The organism is Paenibacillus vulneris (assembly GCF_039543185.1).
Taxonomy (GTDB): domain Bacteria; phylum Bacillota; class Bacilli; order Paenibacillales; family NBRC-103111; genus Paenibacillus_S; species Paenibacillus_S vulneris.
In genome coordinates this window covers 25,706-40,384 of sequence record NZ_BAABJG010000058.1, presented here as the reverse complement: position 1 = coordinate 40,384, position 14,679 = coordinate 25,706, and the positions used below count along the sequence as shown (strand labels likewise).

Sequence of the window (14,679 nt, the reverse complement as noted above, 5' to 3'; positions counted from 1 at the left end):
AACCGCCGTATGCGGACCCGCATGTACGGTGGTGTGAGAGGACGGGGGTTAATCACCCCCTCCTACTCGATGTGATCAATCTATAAGGACCGATGAATGGTTACGCATGGATGTGCTGATAAGCGACAATCAGAACAAAAGTCAGCAGCATGACGCCCGTAACATAAATCAATTGCTTGTTGGATAAATGAGTCATGGTCAGCTCTCCCTTATTGACGGCGCAGAACCGGAGCCCGCGCTCTTTTCTTTATTTTATAATATCATAACGATGTCCGGTGTAAAAATATTGTTAAAATGACCGCACTTAGCGGCGCATTTTTTTTAGCTCGTCCAGCGAGTAGTAGGTGCCTCTCCAATGAATTCCATCCTGGCGAAGAGTGAGCCAGACCGATCGGATTACTATGTAGCTCAGCAGTCCGACCGTTAGCGGGAATACCAGCACTTCGCTTCCGACAGTCCCCGTCAATGAATGAACGAGCCGGAAGTAAACGAACAGCATCACAAGAATCGAAGCGCCGAATAGCCACGAAGCCCATCCGCCGGCAAGGAACAGGGCAAGAAAGGGGAACAGGAACAGCGCCAGCTGGCCGACAACCCCCAGGAACGCTAATCCGAGCTTATAATGAAAGCCTGAAAACAAGTTTTTCTCCAGTCCCCGGATCGCTTCTCCCAGACTCTTGTACCATTCGACGGCAATGTGCTCCCGGCCGGAAGCGAGCCGCTGCCTCAGCCGTGCCTGTTTAACCCGTTTGCCGAGGACCAGATCGTCGTCGGGCCGGAGCGCGAAAGCGCGGTGAGTGCCGATCGCTTCATAGGCTTGGCGGGTCAGCAGATTGAAAGCGCCGATGCCCATGCCATGCTTGTGCTGGCTGTCGATATTGGAGCGCCATGGGCGAATATACAGGCTTAACGTAAAAAAGAAGTAACGTACAAATGCCTTCAGCCAGAAGCCTTTTACGATCATGTCCGGAGCCAGTGTCAGATGGTCGACATCGTTGGCTTTCATATAATGAACGGCATCGGCGATCGTATCGGGCCGAAACAGGACGTCTGCATCCGTGAACAGCACATATTGACCGCGGGCCTGAAGATAGCCTTGATACAGGGCATGGTTTTTACCGAGCCATCCTGCGGGAAGCGTCGTGACATGAATAATTTGCAGAGGAATGCGGATGCTCTCCTTGCCTTCCGACCATTTGCGAAGCTCCTCAAGCTTGCGGCCCGTCCCGTCCTGCGAACGGTCATTGACCGCTATGATTTCGAGTCGCGGGTAAGTTTGATGAAGCAGATGCCGGACCGTTTCCGCGATGGAGGCTTCTTCCTCCTTGGCGGCAATAACGACAGATACCAGCGGAAAATCCTGTGAGCTAAACGTCGGGTTCAGCCTCGCTTGGTGACTATTGGAAGCAGCAGGGTATGCATCCGGCGGCGCATGCGGAAGGCTCAGCATTCTTTTGCGAGCCTGGAGCGTATCCCACAGCATGAAAATCCAATAGGCGAATGTCAGAATGGCGAGCAGCTTGATGATGGGCATTAGTCAGATCCCCGTCCTTTTGACAACCGTTTGGTGGCATTATATCATGGGCTGCGGCAGAACAACAAATGTTGGTTCCGCTGTGATACAATGAAAAAAAGACTAGAAAATATACGGGAGGGGGGAGGACATGAACGGAAACGGGGAAGCCATACCTGTCCTGCGTAAAAAGGTGAAGGGTCAGGAGCTGGCTGAATTCCTGCTTTCGATACGTGAGCCGGAGCTGGATGCCGGCGAGGTCCTGTTTTTATGCATCGGCACGGACCGGTCTACCGGAGATGCGCTGGGACCGCTAGTCGGGACTATGCTCACGGAAGCGGGCTATCCGCATGTGATGGGGACGCTGGAAGCTCCGGTAGACGCCAGCAATATGATCGAACGATTGGCCGATATTCCTCCGGGATGCAAGGTGGTCGCCATTGACGCTTGCTTGGGCCAGCATGCCTCCGTAGCGTCGTACCAAGTGTCCAATCAACCGATGGAGCCCGGGAAATCGCTCGGCAAGCAGCTTCCGGCCGTCGGCGATTATTCTATAGCAGGCATCGTGAATGTAGACAGCGGACAAAAATATTCGACTCTGCAAAGCACTTCGCTTCACCGGGTCATGGTTATGGCCAAGGAGATTGTAGCCGCAATCCGGGTGGCGTTTCCTGTTGATTCGGTATCCATAAAGACATGTCAGGAGGACGAGAGATGAGAGGAGAAGGGGCGCGCTGGGAAGCGGGCAACCGTCAACTATTGCAAAGCCGGGGCAAGGCTTCCTTCAAGGAGGTATCGGTCAAACGCATTTATAGCTTGTTTCGGGGGTATCGCTGGCAGCTGGCGGCTATTCTGCTGCTGGCCCTCGTTTCCTCCATGATCGGTTTGCTTCCGCCGCTCATCATGAAGGAAATTATCGATACGGCAATTCCTCAAGGCAACAAAATGCTGCTGCTGGAAATGGTGGGACTTATGGTGCTGCTTCCGCTGCTTGGCGGCTTGCTCGGCGTATGGCAAAACCATGAGAATACCAAGGTAGGCCAAGGGGTTATGCGCGATTTGCGCCGTTCCTTATTCGCGAACCTGCAGCGCCAGTCCATGGGCTTTTTCACGGATGCCAAAGCGGGGGAGATTATCCAGCGTCTGACGGGCGATGTGCTCGCCGTACAGAATGTGGTAACGACGGTCGTCGTATCCGCCGTTACGCAATCGGTTATCGTGGTTACGACCGTGGTGATATTATTTGCATTGGATTGGCGGCTAGCTCTGCTGGCGTTAGTTATTCTTCCATTATTTATTTTGCCGGTTCGGAAGGTTTCTGAGGTTCGTAAGCGCTTACGCGGGGAGACCCAGCGGGTAAGAGGAGAAATGTCGTCGCAGCTTGGAGAAATTTTCGGCGTATCGGGGGCCCTGTTAACCCGGATTTTTCAACAGGAGCAGCAGCAGGAAAAGCAGTTCGGCGAGCTGAACCAGAAGGTCATGGATCTGGAGCTGCGCCTGAATCTGGTCGGACGCTGGTACGGGATGATGCTCGGTATACTGGGACCGATCGGGACGGCTCTCATTTATATGTACGGGGGCTGGAACGTAGTGACGGGAGCCATGACGATCGGGAGTATCGTGGCGTTTACCCAATACTTGGGGCGTTTGTACGGTCCGGTCTCCACGCTGCTTAACCTTCATGTTGAGGTAGCTACGGCGCTGGGCGTGTTCCAGCGGATCTTTGAATATGAGGATATGGAACCGGAAGTGACCGATTCGCTGACGGCCCGCGAGCTTCCCGCCGTTCAAGGGAAAGTGGAGTACCGGCACGTCTCTTACGCGTATCAGCCTGGCAAGTATGCGCTGAATGATGTATCCTTCGAGGCGCTACCGGGGGAAGTCGTCGCTATCGTGGGTCCTAGCGGGGCAGGCAAATCTACTCTGATCGGTATGCTGGGCAGGCTGTATGACCCTACCACCGGAACGGTGGAGATTGACGGCTTCGATATTAAGGAGGTCACGCTGCATTCGCTTCGCAGTCAGGTCGCTTTTGTTACGCAGGAATCGTTCCTGTTCCACGCCTCGATCCGCGATAATCTGCAGTTCGCCAAGCGGCATGCCGCTCAGGAGGAGATCGAGTCTGCCTGCAAGCAGGCTTACATTCACGAGATGATCCTGTCTCTGCCGGAAGGCTATGATACCATGGTCGGGGAGCGGGGGCATCGGCTCTCGGGCGGCGAAAGGCAGCGGCTGGCGATAGCCCGTGCCATTCTGAAGGACCCGCGCATTCTGGTGCTGGACGAAGCCACCTCGCATCTGGACTCGGAGTCGGAGGCCTACGTGCAGTCTGCGTTGGATGAGTTGATGAGAGGGCGGACGACGCTCGTCATTGCCCATCGTCTGTCCACGATATTATCGGCCGACCGAATTGTGGTTATGGATGCGGGACAGGTGGTTGAGAACGGCCGCCACGAGGAGCTGCTAGCTCTCGACGGATTGTATGCGCGGCTGTATCATACGCAATTTGCCAAGGCTTATGAGTAAATGAAGAAGACCGGATGATTTCCGGTCTTCTTCATTTAAGGGATCACGCAGTGACCTTCAAGCCGACAATGCCGCCGATGATCAGCAGCAGGAATAGAATGCGGATCGCATCTCTCGGTTCACCCAGGAAGAACATTCCGATGATGACCGTACCCAGCGCGCCGATTCCCGTCCAGATCGCATAGGCGGTACCCATCGGAAGCGACTTTAAAGCTTGGGACAGGAAATAGAAGCTGACAGCCATACCGGCGACGGTTACCGCGGAAGGCACAAGCTTGGTAAATCCGTTCGTATATTTAATACTTACGGCCCATACGACCTCAAATAAACCGGCAATGATCAAATACACCCATGCCATGAAACCAAGCTCCCTTTACTCGTGATGTTGGACTATGATGCCCTGCCAATATAATCGCCAAATGCTTTGGATTCGGCGTTCAAAATCGTTGTGGTTATAGTAATGCTTCTGAATGAAGGTACCATCCAGCAAGCAATAGTAAGATGCCATAAGCTCGTCCGTATTCATCCTCCGGATGACGCCCTGCTGCATGCCTTCCTCGAAGATGGTTCTAAGAACTGCAGACAGCGCAGTCTCCGACACAGGGAATCGCCCTTGCAGCTCCCGCTGAAGCGGCTCGGGAGGAAACAGCATCGCGCGTTTCAGGAAGGTTACACTGTCCTCGCTTAGCAAGTAGGTCTGGCACGAATCCTTGAGGATAGTATACAGCTTTTCGTGAACATCCATCCCGTTAATGAGTTGTTCCAATGCGGCGACTCGACCCAGATGCTCTTGAAGGACATCCTCGAAGACGGCAAGGAACAGATCCTCCTTGCTTCTGAAATGCGCATATAGAGAAGGAGTCTTGATTCCCACTTCTTTAGCGATTTCGGATAAAGGGGCGGCCTCGTATCCTTTTTGGGCGAATAGGCGCAGCGCCGCCTCTTTGATCTTCATCATAGTCATGGAAGCACTCTCCTTGATTTTGTTGTTAACCTAACTAACGTTAATTAGGCAAATCCCATTCTACTTCCTTTTTTCGGCAATTTCAAGCTTTTTTTGAAAGCCTGCCGGCTCTGGCCATTTATCTGGATTGTGGAAAGCAATTTTAGAAAAGCTTAATAAAATGGGTTCATACAATTAACAATCGGTTTATATAATAAATATTACATTCAGACTTCAGTCTCGAAGGGGTGGAATTTATGAAAACCATTAACCATGTTAACTATAAGGATCAGGATGGAAATATTTATTGCTGTCTTCGCAACAAGGTCGTCAAGCTCGATGAGGACCAGCGCCAATCGTTTTGCCAAGGCTGCAGCATGTTTGCGGGAAACGCGGGAGGTAAAGGCGTGGAGTGCATGTGGGCTGACATGCGCAATGTCGATGATCCTTATATTGTTACCGATCCGCTGCAGGAATTTTTCCGCAACCAGGTACGTCATGTCAGGATGAATTATTTGAATACTATCTCCGTTTTCTGCAGCTAACCATGAAATCGGACGGTATTTCGCCATATAAACCAAGAACGGCCCGCCGGTCCTTTAAGTAGAAAAGGAGAACCGGGAGCCGTTTTTTTGTTTGTTGCCGGAAGAGCGTTATTCTACTGCAGTAAATCCCAAATTTGCTTGCCGATCAGCAAGACGGTTACGCCGATGAACAAAGGCTTTACATAACGGGAGCCGTGCCGGATGGCCAGCCTCGAGCCTACAATGGCCCCTACAATCATAGCGAGTCCCATAGGTACCCCGTACCCGAGATGGACCGAGCCGAGCAGGAAGAAGCAGGCCAGGCTTGCAATGTTGCTGGCCATATTCAGCACCTTGGCATTGGCCGAGGCGCCGACAAAATCGAAGCCGAGCAGCAGAAACAAAAATAGCAAGAAGGAGCCTGTGCCGGGACCGAAGAACCCGTCGTAAAATCCGAGTACGAAGGCGCACAAGGCGCAGACCCATTTGGCCGCAGAGGTTAACGGGCGCGGAGTGGCGTTGGCCCCCCAATTTTTTTTGAACAACGTATAAATAAGTACAACGACAAGCAGGATGATGACTAACGGCTTGAGAAAAGCGGAGGGCAGCAAATGAACCGCATAGGTGCCGAGCACCGAACCTATAAACGACAGCGGAAATAAGGCGAGCACCAGCTTGCCGTTAATTTTGCCCGAGAACAAAAACGAGATCGTGCTCGTAACCGAGGACAAGGTCCCGCCGAGCTTGTTGGTACCGAGCACCATGCTGGGAGGAAGTCCTGTAAGCAGCAATGCGGGCACAGAAATAAGCCCGCCGCCTCCGACAACGGAATCGACAAAGGCTGCTATGAAGCCGACCGCGATTAAAAACAACAGCATATCCATTGATGGCAGATCCATGGTGAAATGTCTCCTTTGTTCCGATAAACCTCGAAAGAATAGGCTAAGTATATATAAATCGACACGAATCTACAACACTTTTTTTATACCAAAAATTAGGAGAGATGGTTGGATAGAAGCGTGTGCAAATCTGCTAGAATGACCGCTGAAAAACACGCTTTCATTAGGAACGGAATAGATTGCGCTTAGGGCTTGTCCATGATATTCTTCAATCGAGAACAAGTAATGATTGACGGAGATTTCCACATTGAGAGAGGTGTGTTCAGAATGATTCATAAGCTGGAGCATATTGGAGTCATGGTAAAGGATATGGACGCTTCTATCCGTTTTTATACGGAAGTATTGGGAATGAGATTGGTAAAGAGGGTAGCGCTGGCAGACGGCGCTGAGCTCGGCTTCCTGTCCTTCCCGGGTTCTGAGCAAATCGAGATCGAGCTGGTCGGCCGCGGCCGCGAGGGGCTTCCGGATAACGGCGTTGTGCACCATATTGCTTTTACCGTCAGCGATATTCAATCGGAGATCGACCGGCTGAAGTCGTTGGGCGTCAAGCTGATGGATGAAACCCCGCGCAGAATTCTTGATGGGGATTTGATTGCTTTCTTTTTCGGACCGGACGGAGAACGTCTGGAATTTTTCCAGCCTGCTGCCAAGTAATTGTAGGCATTAGAGAAGGCTGTCGGGACGCTCACCCGGCAGCTTTTTTAATCTGATTGACGAGGGAAAGGGGATCGGCTTATGACCAAGAAGGCAATAGTCGCCGGGGCCACGGGGATGGTTGGGAAGGCGCTGGTGGATCGGCTCCTCTCCGATTCCGGCTGCCAGGAAGTGTACACAATTGTCAGGAGAACGACCGGACTACGGCATGAGAAGCTGACGGAGCTTGTCGTCGATTATGATAGATTGGATATCGCCTCATCCCTGTGGGAAGGGGCGGACGTCTTTTGCACCTTGGGAACGACGATCAAGAAGGCTGGGAGCCAGGAGCAGTTCCGCAAGGTGGACTGCGAGTACCCGGTGAAGTTGGGCGAGCTGGCGGCGGCGAACCGCGCTCGCCACTTCCTGATCGTGACGGCGATGGGCTCCGATCCGTCCTCCCTGTTTTTCTACAGCCGGGTCAAGGGAGACGCCGAGGCACGGCTCCGTCAGCTGCCGCTTCCCGGGCTATCCGTCTTTCGGCCGTCCTTGCTTACGGGGGAGAGGGAAGAGGTGCGGCGCGCAGAACGGATGGGGGAGGCCGCCGCAAGCCTGCTGCCTTTCCTTTTTAAAGGGCCGATGCGCAAATACAAGCCGATTGCCGGATCTATCGTAGCGGAGGCCATGATCCGGGCGGCCCGCTTGAACCGTCCCGGCGTTACGGTGTACGAGTCGGATGCTATTGCCGACCTGTCCGGTCGCTGATCTCCGTATGGATCGGCAAGAGTCAGCCGCCGAATGCTTCCCTGAACGCTTTGCCCAGCACAGCGGGCTCTACTTCCCACAGCTCGGCGATCTCGGGGCATACGTTTTCATCCCACCAATCGGATAACAGCTTCCGGTTGCTGCTGTTTTCTGTTATCCAGGTTAGATTCATGAGCACCTTTTTGTAATAGAGCTCATCGGCTTTCTCCACCAAATCGGGTGCGATCCATTTGTTGATTTTTTTGCGGGCACGGTATAATTCCCGGGAGCAGGCCCGGCGGATTTTGCGCGCGGTAGGATATGACTGGTCATGTCTAACTTTGTTTGCAGGATTCATGGGCATTCATTCTCTCCTTCCTACCGTATCGTATGCGGAAGAAGGTGCATGTGCCCCTGCCGGGCGGCAACGCATGGCGTGAAAAAGCCCTGAAGCATGCGCGTGCTTCAGGGCTCTAGTCTGGCATCTCAGGCGTCCACAATGATATATCCGACCATAGGGCCGTTATGCGCAATATCCGGGTGGGACAGACAAACGATGCGGTACGTGCCGGGCTTATCGGCATGGAAGGAGACGACGGTTTCCTTGCCTTTCTTGACCTCGCCTTTTACATTAAGGCCGTCAATGATAAACGGGTGACTCGCCCCGTTGACGCCAAAAATACTCAGATTGATGTTCTCGCCCTGCCTGACATGAATGGTGCCGGGGTCCCAGCGGTAGGCCTCAATGGTCTTGCCGTTCGCGTCGGTCGATTTGAACTCCCCTGTGACGAGGTGGATCGTCCGCGTTTCCCCCTGAGGTGCGATAGAGCCGCCGGTCGTCTTCGCCTCGCTGTAGCCCCAATACCACGCCGCACCTAACGTGCCCAGCGCCAGCAAGCCTATAAGAGCCCAATGCCGGAGCTGCTTTTTACTGACTACGACTATTTTGGACATGATCATCCCTGCCTTCTTGCGGCGCCTCAGTAAGCCCAGTGCCTTACTCCGCTTTCGCGCCTTCCCTAGTTTGTACTAAATGTATGCTTCGGCTTGTCTCTTCATGCCGGCCAGTTGGTTGGAATGAATGAACAGCTTTGTGATAGAATAGGATAGATTGGAGACAAGTCGGGCTTGCCCGAAAATGAGAGGAAGAGGCTGGAGAAGAATGTTAAAGGATCTGATTCACAGTGCGTTAATGTTTATTCAGGATTTGGGCGTATGGGGAATACTGATTGGATTGATGCTTGAAGTCATCCCTAGTGAAATTGTGCTCTCCTACGGGGGGTATCTCGTATCACAGGGAAGCGTTTCTTTTCTGGGTGCCATCATTTTTGGTACGCTGGGCTGTCTTATTCAGCAAGTGTTCTTGTATTGGATCGGCCGATACGGCGGAAGACCGTTTATAGAGAAATACGGCAAATATATTCATCTGAAAATGCGCTATATTAATATTGCAGAAGACTGGTTTAATAGATACGGTGCGGGAATGGTGTTCACGGCCCGGTTCATTCCTGTCGTAAGACAGGCGATCTCCATTCCTGCGGGCATGGCTCGCATGCCTATGATGAAATTCCTGTTTTATACCTTACTGGGTACGATACCGTGGGCGGTCCTGTTCGTCTATTTGGGCAACACCCTCGGCTCGAATTGGGAGCATATCGATGAGTACGCTTCTAAATATACGACGCCTCTCATTATCGGTTCGGTCGCATTGACGGTGCTTTATGTGCTGTTCAAGCTGCTGCGGCGCAAAAAAAGCGAGCCCAAGTACGGCGACGAAGGGGAGAAGAGCACGGCTCATCAGCTTAAATATATCGGCAGCGAGTACCGTGTGCTGAGCAGCCGGCATGTGCGGGCAGGCGGGAGCTCCCAGGAGTTCGATCATATCGTGATCGGCCCGAACGGAGTCTTCCATATTGACTCCAAGCATTGGTCAGGCGAGATTGTGTTTACCTCGCAGGGCGTAGAGCGCAGCAAGGAAGGGCATTCCGCCGACCCGACTGCTCAGCTGTACCGTCATGAGCATATACTCAAGGAGCTGTTCCGCTCGGCGAAGCTGAATCCGGAGCTGGTCGGTGTGCTTTGCTTCACGCATCCGAACTCTCATATTGTCGGCAAAAGCCCGGCCTTCGCTACGGTAAAGCTAGATAGACTGGCGCACCTGATCAAAACACATAAATCGAAGAAGTCGCTGCTTACAGCCTCGGAAGTAACAAGGATTGAGCAGCTTATTAAAGAAAACAGCCACAGCAGCAAATAGATGCAGCCCCGCTTCCATTCGAAGCGGGGCTTTATTGCCTAGCCTCTCTTTTTTATATAAAATGAAAAGTATACCAACCCATAAGGAGGGCTTTATGCTATGAGTAAAAATTTGTCCCATAAGCTCCGTACCGGCTTGACGCCGCAGCAGTTCATCGACGGGATGACGAAGAACCAGGAGAAATTTATGGAATGGTATGACAGCTTTGCTTGGCAAAACGAGGATGACAAGGAGTTCTTCGACTCGCTGAATAACCGCGACGACCTTCGCTGTCTGATCCTCATGGCCGACTGGTGCGGCGATGTGGTGCGTAACGTGCCCGTTGTATTCCGCGCGCTAGAAAATTCGGGTATTCCGGTAGAAGTACTTATTAAGGAAGAGCATCCGGATGTCATGGCCCAGTTTTTGACCGGCGGCGGCGAAGCGATTCCGATTGTTATTTTCACCGATTTCAGCGGTCATGTGCTAGGCCATTGGGGACCTCGTCCTAGCAACGTTCAAGCGGTCATGACGAAGTTCAAGCAAGAGAACCCGGATCGCAACGCGCCGGATTATGATGAGAAAATTAAAGTGGCGCGCCAGGAAATGGCACGTGAATATGGGGAAGGCACAGGCTATCATGCCGTTATCGTCAAGGAATTGCGCGACCTTCTTTCAACATTTTAAGGTGGAGTGACGGATGAGCTTAGAAGGATTGAAGATCGAAGCGTTCTCCTTGGGACCCCTTGGCACCAACGCATACTTGCTGTCGAGGCCGGAGGAGGGCAAAGGCATCATTATTGATCCCGGGATGAATCCCAAGCCCCTGATCAAGCGGATTGAAGGCTTGCAGATCGAGGCTATTCTGCTGACACATGCTCATTTTGACCATATCGGCGGTGTGGATGAGATTCGGAAGCTGAAGGGATGTCCGGTTTATTTGCACGATGCCGAGGCGGATTGGCTGACCAATCCGAAGAACAACGGCTCCTCCAGATGGCCGGAGCTTGGCGGCCCGATTGTAACGGAGCCTGCCGAGTATGCGCTGGATGAAGGGCAGGTGTTGAAGCTGCTCGGGCTCGAAATCAAGGTAATGCATACCCCCGGCCATTCACCGGGCAGTGTAAGCTTCCTTATCGGACCGCACTTGTTTGGCGGCGACGTGCTGTTCAGGCTGTCCGTAGGCCGTACCGATCTGCCGGGCGGGCGAACGGAGGAGCTGATGGATTCCATCCATCTGAAGCTGTTCGAGCTGCCGGACGATACCATCGTCTACCCGGGCCATGGCGTCAAGACGACGATCGGCTATGAGAAGGAAAACAATCCGTACGTATAAACAAACGATATGCCATACATACAAGCTCCCCGGTTACGCCGTTCGCGGCGGTAGCCGAGGAGCTTTTTCTTGTCCTTGAATAAAATGCTATACAAGCAGTCTTACTCAAGGGAGGGATAGGTATGGGCGGTAAATGGATGACGGACAAGGCGATTTTCCTGGCTGCCGCTGTGTATCAAGCGGTAGAGCAGTACAAAAATAACGGACGCTGCGTAACGCCAAGAGGGTTTCGTTTGGCAAAGGTGTTAGGAAGCCGGCAAAATCCGTACGCAGGGATGATTCTTCAATCGAAGAGCACGGTGATCCTAGTATTCCGGGGGACGGAGACGATCTCCGAGTTGCTGGCCGATACGGACACGGCTCAAGTCGCATTCCCCTACATGTCTTCGGGCGGACGGGTCCACCGGGGATTTGCACGAACGTATGGCCGGTCCATAAGAGCACAGGTGCTGGCTCATCTTCGCGGCGTATCGCCGGGCAAAGAAATATGGATCGCTGGCCATAGCCTGGGCGGGGCCATTGCCACGCTGTGTGCCTTGGATGTCGCGGTGAATACCAGGTTCAGCGATCCGCTGCTCCTTACCTTCGGTTCGCCTAAGGTCGGGAACGCTGCCTTCGCTGCCGCATTCTCCCGCCACATTCGCCGCTCCGTCCGAATCGTGAACAGCTCCGATCTCGTTCCGGTGCTGCCCCCTTCGTTGAAGGGAGCGGAATACAGCCATGTCAAAGGGCTGTATCGAATCCGGTTCAACCGTTCCACAATTATGAGCAATCACACGATCCGCAACTATTATGAAGTGCTGTCTGGGAACGATTCCGATTATACCCTCAGGCTGAAAAAGCAAAGTCCGGGATTTGGCCCGGACTAGCTTAGTGTCCCCTTTTGCGGAAGGATTCGCGGTATTGCCCCGGCGTCATGCCTTCGACCTTTCGGAAGGAGCGGATAAAATTTTGCGAATTCATGTAGCGCAGCTTTTCCGATATTTCCTTGATGGTCATATCCGTCTCCGTCAGCCATCTCTTCGCAATGGTAAACCGGTAAGCGGATAAATAGTCGCTGAAGGTCGTGTTGGTCTCCTTGCGGAAAATCCCGCTCAAATAGTTGGCGTTATAGTGCAGCCGCGATGCGCATTCCTCAATCGTCAGATCGGTGTCGTAATGCTTGTGAATCATATCGATAATTTTTTCCGAAATGCTGTGGTATTGCGAATTTTGGCGGTCGCGGTATATCGAAATCAGCGGTGAAATGATACGGGTCCAGAACCAGTCCTGGATTTCAGTCGTCATTTGCAGCCGGTTCAATTCCTCGTAGAGAGAGACGTCCCCGTCTCCTTGCTTCAGCTGATTCAAGGTTACGCCGGATTCCTGCATCGCGACGATCAGGCTGGTGAACAGGCGGACCATGGATATTTGATACTCTTGCGGCGTCATTTCATGCTTGAAGATGGTTCTCATGAACTGGGACAGGTGATGCTTGGCATTCTCCTCGTCGGCCAGCAGGATAGCGTCAAGAAGATCGCTTTCGGTTAAAAAAGGATAGTCCAGATGCAGCTGATGCTTGCCTTCGTTGATGTTGGCGTAAGAAATAATGACCTGGCCGCCCAAGTGGATGCGCTGCTTCAATGCTTCCAAGCCTTCACGATAAGCGACAGACGCCTTTTTCGGATCATCGAACGGCAGGCTGATGCCGATGCTGATTTGCAAGCCGAGAACGCGCTGAACCGTCTGCTGAATCGATTCGGTCAAGGAGTACATGAAGCTGTTGAACTCCTCCAGCGATTGGTTCTTGCTTCCGATCATCGTCACCTGGGTCTGTTCGATGAATACCGGCGGAAAGCGGACATCGGCAGGAATGATTTCTTCAATAATGTTGTTGATGGCGAACAAGAGCAGCTCCAGGTCCTCTTTGCCGTAGCGCGTATGCTCCAGCGTATCGATCTGCAGCGTGATGACCGCGGATGCCTGCCATTCATTAAGCTTTTCGCTGAGCCCGAACAGCTCCATTTTTTCCGTAAGCTCCGCCCGGCGCACCTTCCCCTGGAACATTTTGATCAGAAAATAGGCGAGAGCCTGCTGGAGATGCTGCTGCGCTTCTTTTTCAAGCTGTGTTTTGGAGCGGAACAAATCCTGGACCTGGTGGCTGATAATATCGAATTCATTATTGCGGAGCCTGCCGCCGTTCGGAAGCTTGCCTCCTACTTCTCTCATGAGCCGTTCGATAGGGTTATACATCTGTCTCGACAGAAGCCATGCGATGATAAGAAATACGGCAACGATGATAAGACAAACCGCTAGCGTATATCGGCCGATCTGCTTGGAATCCCGCGTCAGGCTGTCGATGGAGATAATGGATAAATAAATCCAGTTATTATAGCTCGAGCGCAGATACGTGGCCGTATATTTTTTGTGGTTCACTTCCGTTTGGAATTGTCCCGAAGGCTGTGAGAATATGGAAGGATCCTTGATGAACTCCGTATTAATGGCGTACTTGCCTATCATAGAAGGATCGGAGTGATACAGAATGCGCTCCTGATCATCCAGAATGATAACGGTTTCCGATTCCCTCGGAACATAATTTAACATCTCCGCCAAGCTGCAGGTGGTCAGGTTCGTAAAGGCCAGGCCGAATTTATCCGAGCTTTGGTCCGGAAGCTTTTTGACAAGACTGATTGTATAAGGGCAAGTGGCAGCGTTTGCTTTTTCCTCACTATAAAACCAGATGCTCGGGTTTAACACCCACGAGAAGGAATTGGGAAGCAGCATCTGATTGAGGAGCTGAAAATGATGCAAATAATTGCTGAACGTATAGAAGCCGGAATTTTTAATCATCCAGTTTTGCTTGATATTGATGATGACGACATCTTCGACCTTCGTATAGAACGACTGGGTATTGCTGATTTCCTTGCGCAGATCCTTGTACAGCATGAAATCGTCCGTCGTAAAAGGCTCATTTAATACTTTGGCCATAACGGGGGAGTTCACCAGCTGATCGAAGGCGTGGTTAATAGTTCTTAGTACCTGCTCGACATTGGAATTCATTTGGGTCAGCAGCTGAATTTGCCCGCGGTTGACCTGCTTTTGAATTTCGTTGGAGGATTGCAGATTGGAAACGATGCCAATAAAGATGACGGGAACGGTGCACAAGATGCATCCGAATAAAATGAGTCTGGTTAAATAGCTGAATCTATGCATCCTGCATCCTCCTCCTTTCGACATGGGATGACGATTCTATCTTACCAATGGAACTCCAATGGAGCAATGATTTCATACAAATCGGCAATCGTGTATAATGAAATCAGGAGTAACGCGGGGAGGATAGCATGGT

The 14,679-nt window shown here is 52.1% G+C and carries 16 protein-coding genes and 1 pseudogene; 10 read left to right on the top strand and 7 right to left on the bottom strand.

All coding sequences use genetic code 11. The annotated features are described in order from the left end of the window. Positions 1 to 304: 304 nt before the first annotated feature. A complete protein-coding gene (locus tag ABEA66_RS36065) occupies positions 305 to 1,534 on the bottom strand; it encodes a glycosyltransferase family 2 protein (RefSeq protein ID WP_345595364.1) in 1,230 nt (409 codons plus the stop codon). A gap of 130 nt (positions 1,535 to 1,664) precedes the next feature. Between ABEA66_RS36065 and yyaC the strand changes: the two genes are divergently transcribed. Both yyaC and ABEA66_RS36055 read left to right on the top strand, forming a co-directional pair. Next, positions 1,665 to 2,231 (top strand): spore protease YyaC, encoded by a 567-nt coding sequence (yyaC, locus tag ABEA66_RS36060; protein ID WP_345595362.1) that lies wholly within the window; start codon positions 1,665 to 1,667, stop codon positions 2,229 to 2,231. Beyond that, on the top strand, positions 2,228 to 4,039 hold the full coding sequence (locus ABEA66_RS36055) for an ABC transporter ATP-binding protein (protein ID WP_079913431.1): 1,812 nt from the start codon (positions 2,228 to 2,230) through the stop codon (positions 4,037 to 4,039). Before yyaC ends, ABEA66_RS36055 begins: the two co-directional genes overlap by 4 nt. A 43-nt stretch (positions 4,040 to 4,082) precedes the next feature. On the opposite strand, the gene sugE is transcribed toward ABEA66_RS36055, so the two are convergent. Continuing rightward, positions 4,083 to 4,397, bottom strand: coding sequence for a quaternary ammonium compound efflux SMR transporter SugE (gene sugE, locus ABEA66_RS36050; RefSeq protein WP_345595360.1), 315 nt, complete (start codon positions 4,395 to 4,397; stop codon positions 4,083 to 4,085). A gap of 15 nt (positions 4,398 to 4,412) precedes the next feature. Further along, on the bottom strand, positions 4,413 to 5,003 hold the full coding sequence (locus ABEA66_RS36045; protein ID WP_345595358.1) for a TetR/AcrR family transcriptional regulator: 591 nt from the start codon (positions 5,001 to 5,003) through the stop codon (positions 4,413 to 4,415). 236 nt (positions 5,004 to 5,239) lie between these two features. Between ABEA66_RS36045 and ABEA66_RS36040 the strand changes: the two genes are divergently transcribed. Beyond that, on the top strand, positions 5,240 to 5,527 hold the full coding sequence (locus tag ABEA66_RS36040; protein WP_079913428.1) for a hypothetical protein: 288 nt from the start codon (positions 5,240 to 5,242) through the stop codon (positions 5,525 to 5,527). A gap of 113 nt (positions 5,528 to 5,640) precedes the next feature. On the opposite strand, the gene ABEA66_RS36035 is transcribed toward ABEA66_RS36040, so the two are convergent. Continuing rightward, positions 5,641 to 6,405, bottom strand: coding sequence for a sulfite exporter TauE/SafE family protein (locus tag ABEA66_RS36035; protein WP_192705334.1), 765 nt, complete (start codon positions 6,403 to 6,405; stop codon positions 5,641 to 5,643). A 267-nt stretch (positions 6,406 to 6,672) separates the two neighbouring features. Here ABEA66_RS36035 and ABEA66_RS36030 point away from each other — a divergent pair, with 267 nt between their 5' ends. Further along, a complete protein-coding gene (locus ABEA66_RS36030) occupies positions 6,673 to 7,059 on the top strand; it encodes a VOC family protein (RefSeq protein WP_079913426.1) in 387 nt (128 codons plus the stop codon). An 81-nt stretch (positions 7,060 to 7,140) separates the two neighbouring features. Continuing rightward, the gene (locus tag ABEA66_RS36025; protein WP_345595354.1) at positions 7,141 to 7,803 is read left to right on the top strand and encodes an NAD(P)H-binding protein; all 663 of its coding nucleotides are present in this window, start codon (positions 7,141 to 7,143) and stop codon (positions 7,801 to 7,803) included. Between the two features lie 22 nt (positions 7,804 to 7,825). Here the strand turns inward: ABEA66_RS36025 and ABEA66_RS36020 are convergent, their stop codons facing one another. After that, positions 7,826 to 8,140 carry a dehydrogenase gene (locus ABEA66_RS36020; protein WP_079913570.1) on the bottom strand — a complete coding sequence of 105 codons (315 nt, stop codon included), beginning with the start codon at positions 8,138 to 8,140 and terminating at the stop codon, positions 7,826 to 7,828. 128 nt (positions 8,141 to 8,268) lie between these two features. Further along, a complete protein-coding gene (locus tag ABEA66_RS36015) occupies positions 8,269 to 8,736 on the bottom strand; it encodes a cupredoxin domain-containing protein (protein ID WP_192705336.1) in 468 nt (155 codons plus the stop codon). 208 nt (positions 8,737 to 8,944) lie between these two features. Here ABEA66_RS36015 and uptA point away from each other — a divergent pair. From uptA to ABEA66_RS35990, 5 genes and pseudogenes are all read left to right on the top strand, one after another. Continuing rightward, a pseudogene (gene uptA, locus ABEA66_RS36010) lies at positions 8,945 to 9,541 on the top strand (undecaprenyl phosphate transporter UptA); the annotation flags it as partial. Continuing rightward, complete coding sequence (locus tag ABEA66_RS36005) at positions 9,518 to 10,039, top strand: nuclease-related domain-containing protein (RefSeq protein WP_345595367.1); 522 nt, start codon at positions 9,518 to 9,520, stop codon at positions 10,037 to 10,039. The pseudogene uptA and the gene ABEA66_RS36005, both read left to right, overlap by 24 nt. Positions 10,040 to 10,138: 99 nt before the next feature. Beyond that, positions 10,139 to 10,705: a thioredoxin family protein gene (locus ABEA66_RS36000; RefSeq protein WP_345595348.1), complete on the top strand. Its 567-nt coding sequence runs from the start codon at positions 10,139 to 10,141 to the stop codon at positions 10,703 to 10,705. Between the two features lie 13 nt (positions 10,706 to 10,718). Continuing rightward, the gene (locus tag ABEA66_RS35995; protein WP_079913422.1) at positions 10,719 to 11,354 is read left to right on the top strand and encodes an MBL fold metallo-hydrolase; all 636 of its coding nucleotides are present in this window, start codon (positions 10,719 to 10,721) and stop codon (positions 11,352 to 11,354) included. A gap of 122 nt (positions 11,355 to 11,476) precedes the next feature. Continuing rightward, positions 11,477 to 12,223, top strand: coding sequence for a lipase family protein (locus ABEA66_RS35990; protein ID WP_345595345.1), 747 nt, complete (start codon positions 11,477 to 11,479; stop codon positions 12,221 to 12,223). 1 nt (position 12,224) lies between these two features. On the opposite strand, the gene ABEA66_RS35985 is transcribed toward ABEA66_RS35990, so the two are convergent. Next, positions 12,225 to 14,546: a helix-turn-helix domain-containing protein gene (locus ABEA66_RS35985; protein WP_345595343.1), complete on the bottom strand. Its 2,322-nt coding sequence runs from the start codon at positions 14,544 to 14,546 to the stop codon at positions 12,225 to 12,227. Positions 14,547 to 14,679 lie beyond the last annotated feature (133 nt).

Bases quoted from the DNA above. Each gene is read 5' to 3' on its own strand.
- ABEA66_RS36065 (WP_345595364.1), bottom strand. From the start codon at position 1,534: ATGCCCATCATCAAGCTGCTCGCCATTCTGACATTCGCCTATTGGATT.
- yyaC (WP_345595362.1), top strand. From the start codon at position 1,665: ATGAACGGAAACGGGGAAGCCATACCTGTCCTGCGTAAAAAGGTGAAG.
- ABEA66_RS36055 (WP_079913431.1), top strand. From the start codon at position 2,228: ATGAGAGGAGAAGGGGCGCGCTGGGAAGCGGGCAACCGTCAACTATTG.
- sugE (WP_345595360.1), bottom strand. From the start codon at position 4,397: ATGGCATGGGTGTATTTGATCATTGCCGGTTTATTTGAGGTCGTATGG.
- ABEA66_RS36045 (WP_345595358.1), bottom strand. From the start codon at position 5,003: ATGACTATGATGAAGATCAAAGAGGCGGCGCTGCGCCTATTCGCCCAA.
- ABEA66_RS36040 (WP_079913428.1), top strand. From the start codon at position 5,240: ATGAAAACCATTAACCATGTTAACTATAAGGATCAGGATGGAAATATT.
- ABEA66_RS36035 (WP_192705334.1), bottom strand. From the start codon at position 6,405: ATGGATCTGCCATCAATGGATATGCTGTTGTTTTTAATCGCGGTCGGC.
- ABEA66_RS36030 (WP_079913426.1), top strand. From the start codon at position 6,673: ATGATTCATAAGCTGGAGCATATTGGAGTCATGGTAAAGGATATGGAC.
- ABEA66_RS36025 (WP_345595354.1), top strand. From the start codon at position 7,141: ATGACCAAGAAGGCAATAGTCGCCGGGGCCACGGGGATGGTTGGGAAG.
- ABEA66_RS36020 (WP_079913570.1), bottom strand. From the start codon at position 8,140: ATGAATCCTGCAAACAAAGTTAGACATGACCAGTCATATCCTACCGCG.
- ABEA66_RS36015 (WP_192705336.1), bottom strand. From the start codon at position 8,736: ATGTCCAAAATAGTCGTAGTCAGTAAAAAGCAGCTCCGGCATTGGGCT.
- ABEA66_RS36000 (WP_345595348.1), top strand. From the start codon at position 10,139: ATGAGTAAAAATTTGTCCCATAAGCTCCGTACCGGCTTGACGCCGCAG.
- ABEA66_RS35995 (WP_079913422.1), top strand. From the start codon at position 10,719: ATGAGCTTAGAAGGATTGAAGATCGAAGCGTTCTCCTTGGGACCCCTT.
- ABEA66_RS35990 (WP_345595345.1), top strand. From the start codon at position 11,477: ATGGGCGGTAAATGGATGACGGACAAGGCGATTTTCCTGGCTGCCGCT.
- ABEA66_RS35985 (WP_345595343.1), bottom strand. From the start codon at position 14,546: ATGCATAGATTCAGCTATTTAACCAGACTCATTTTATTCGGATGCATC.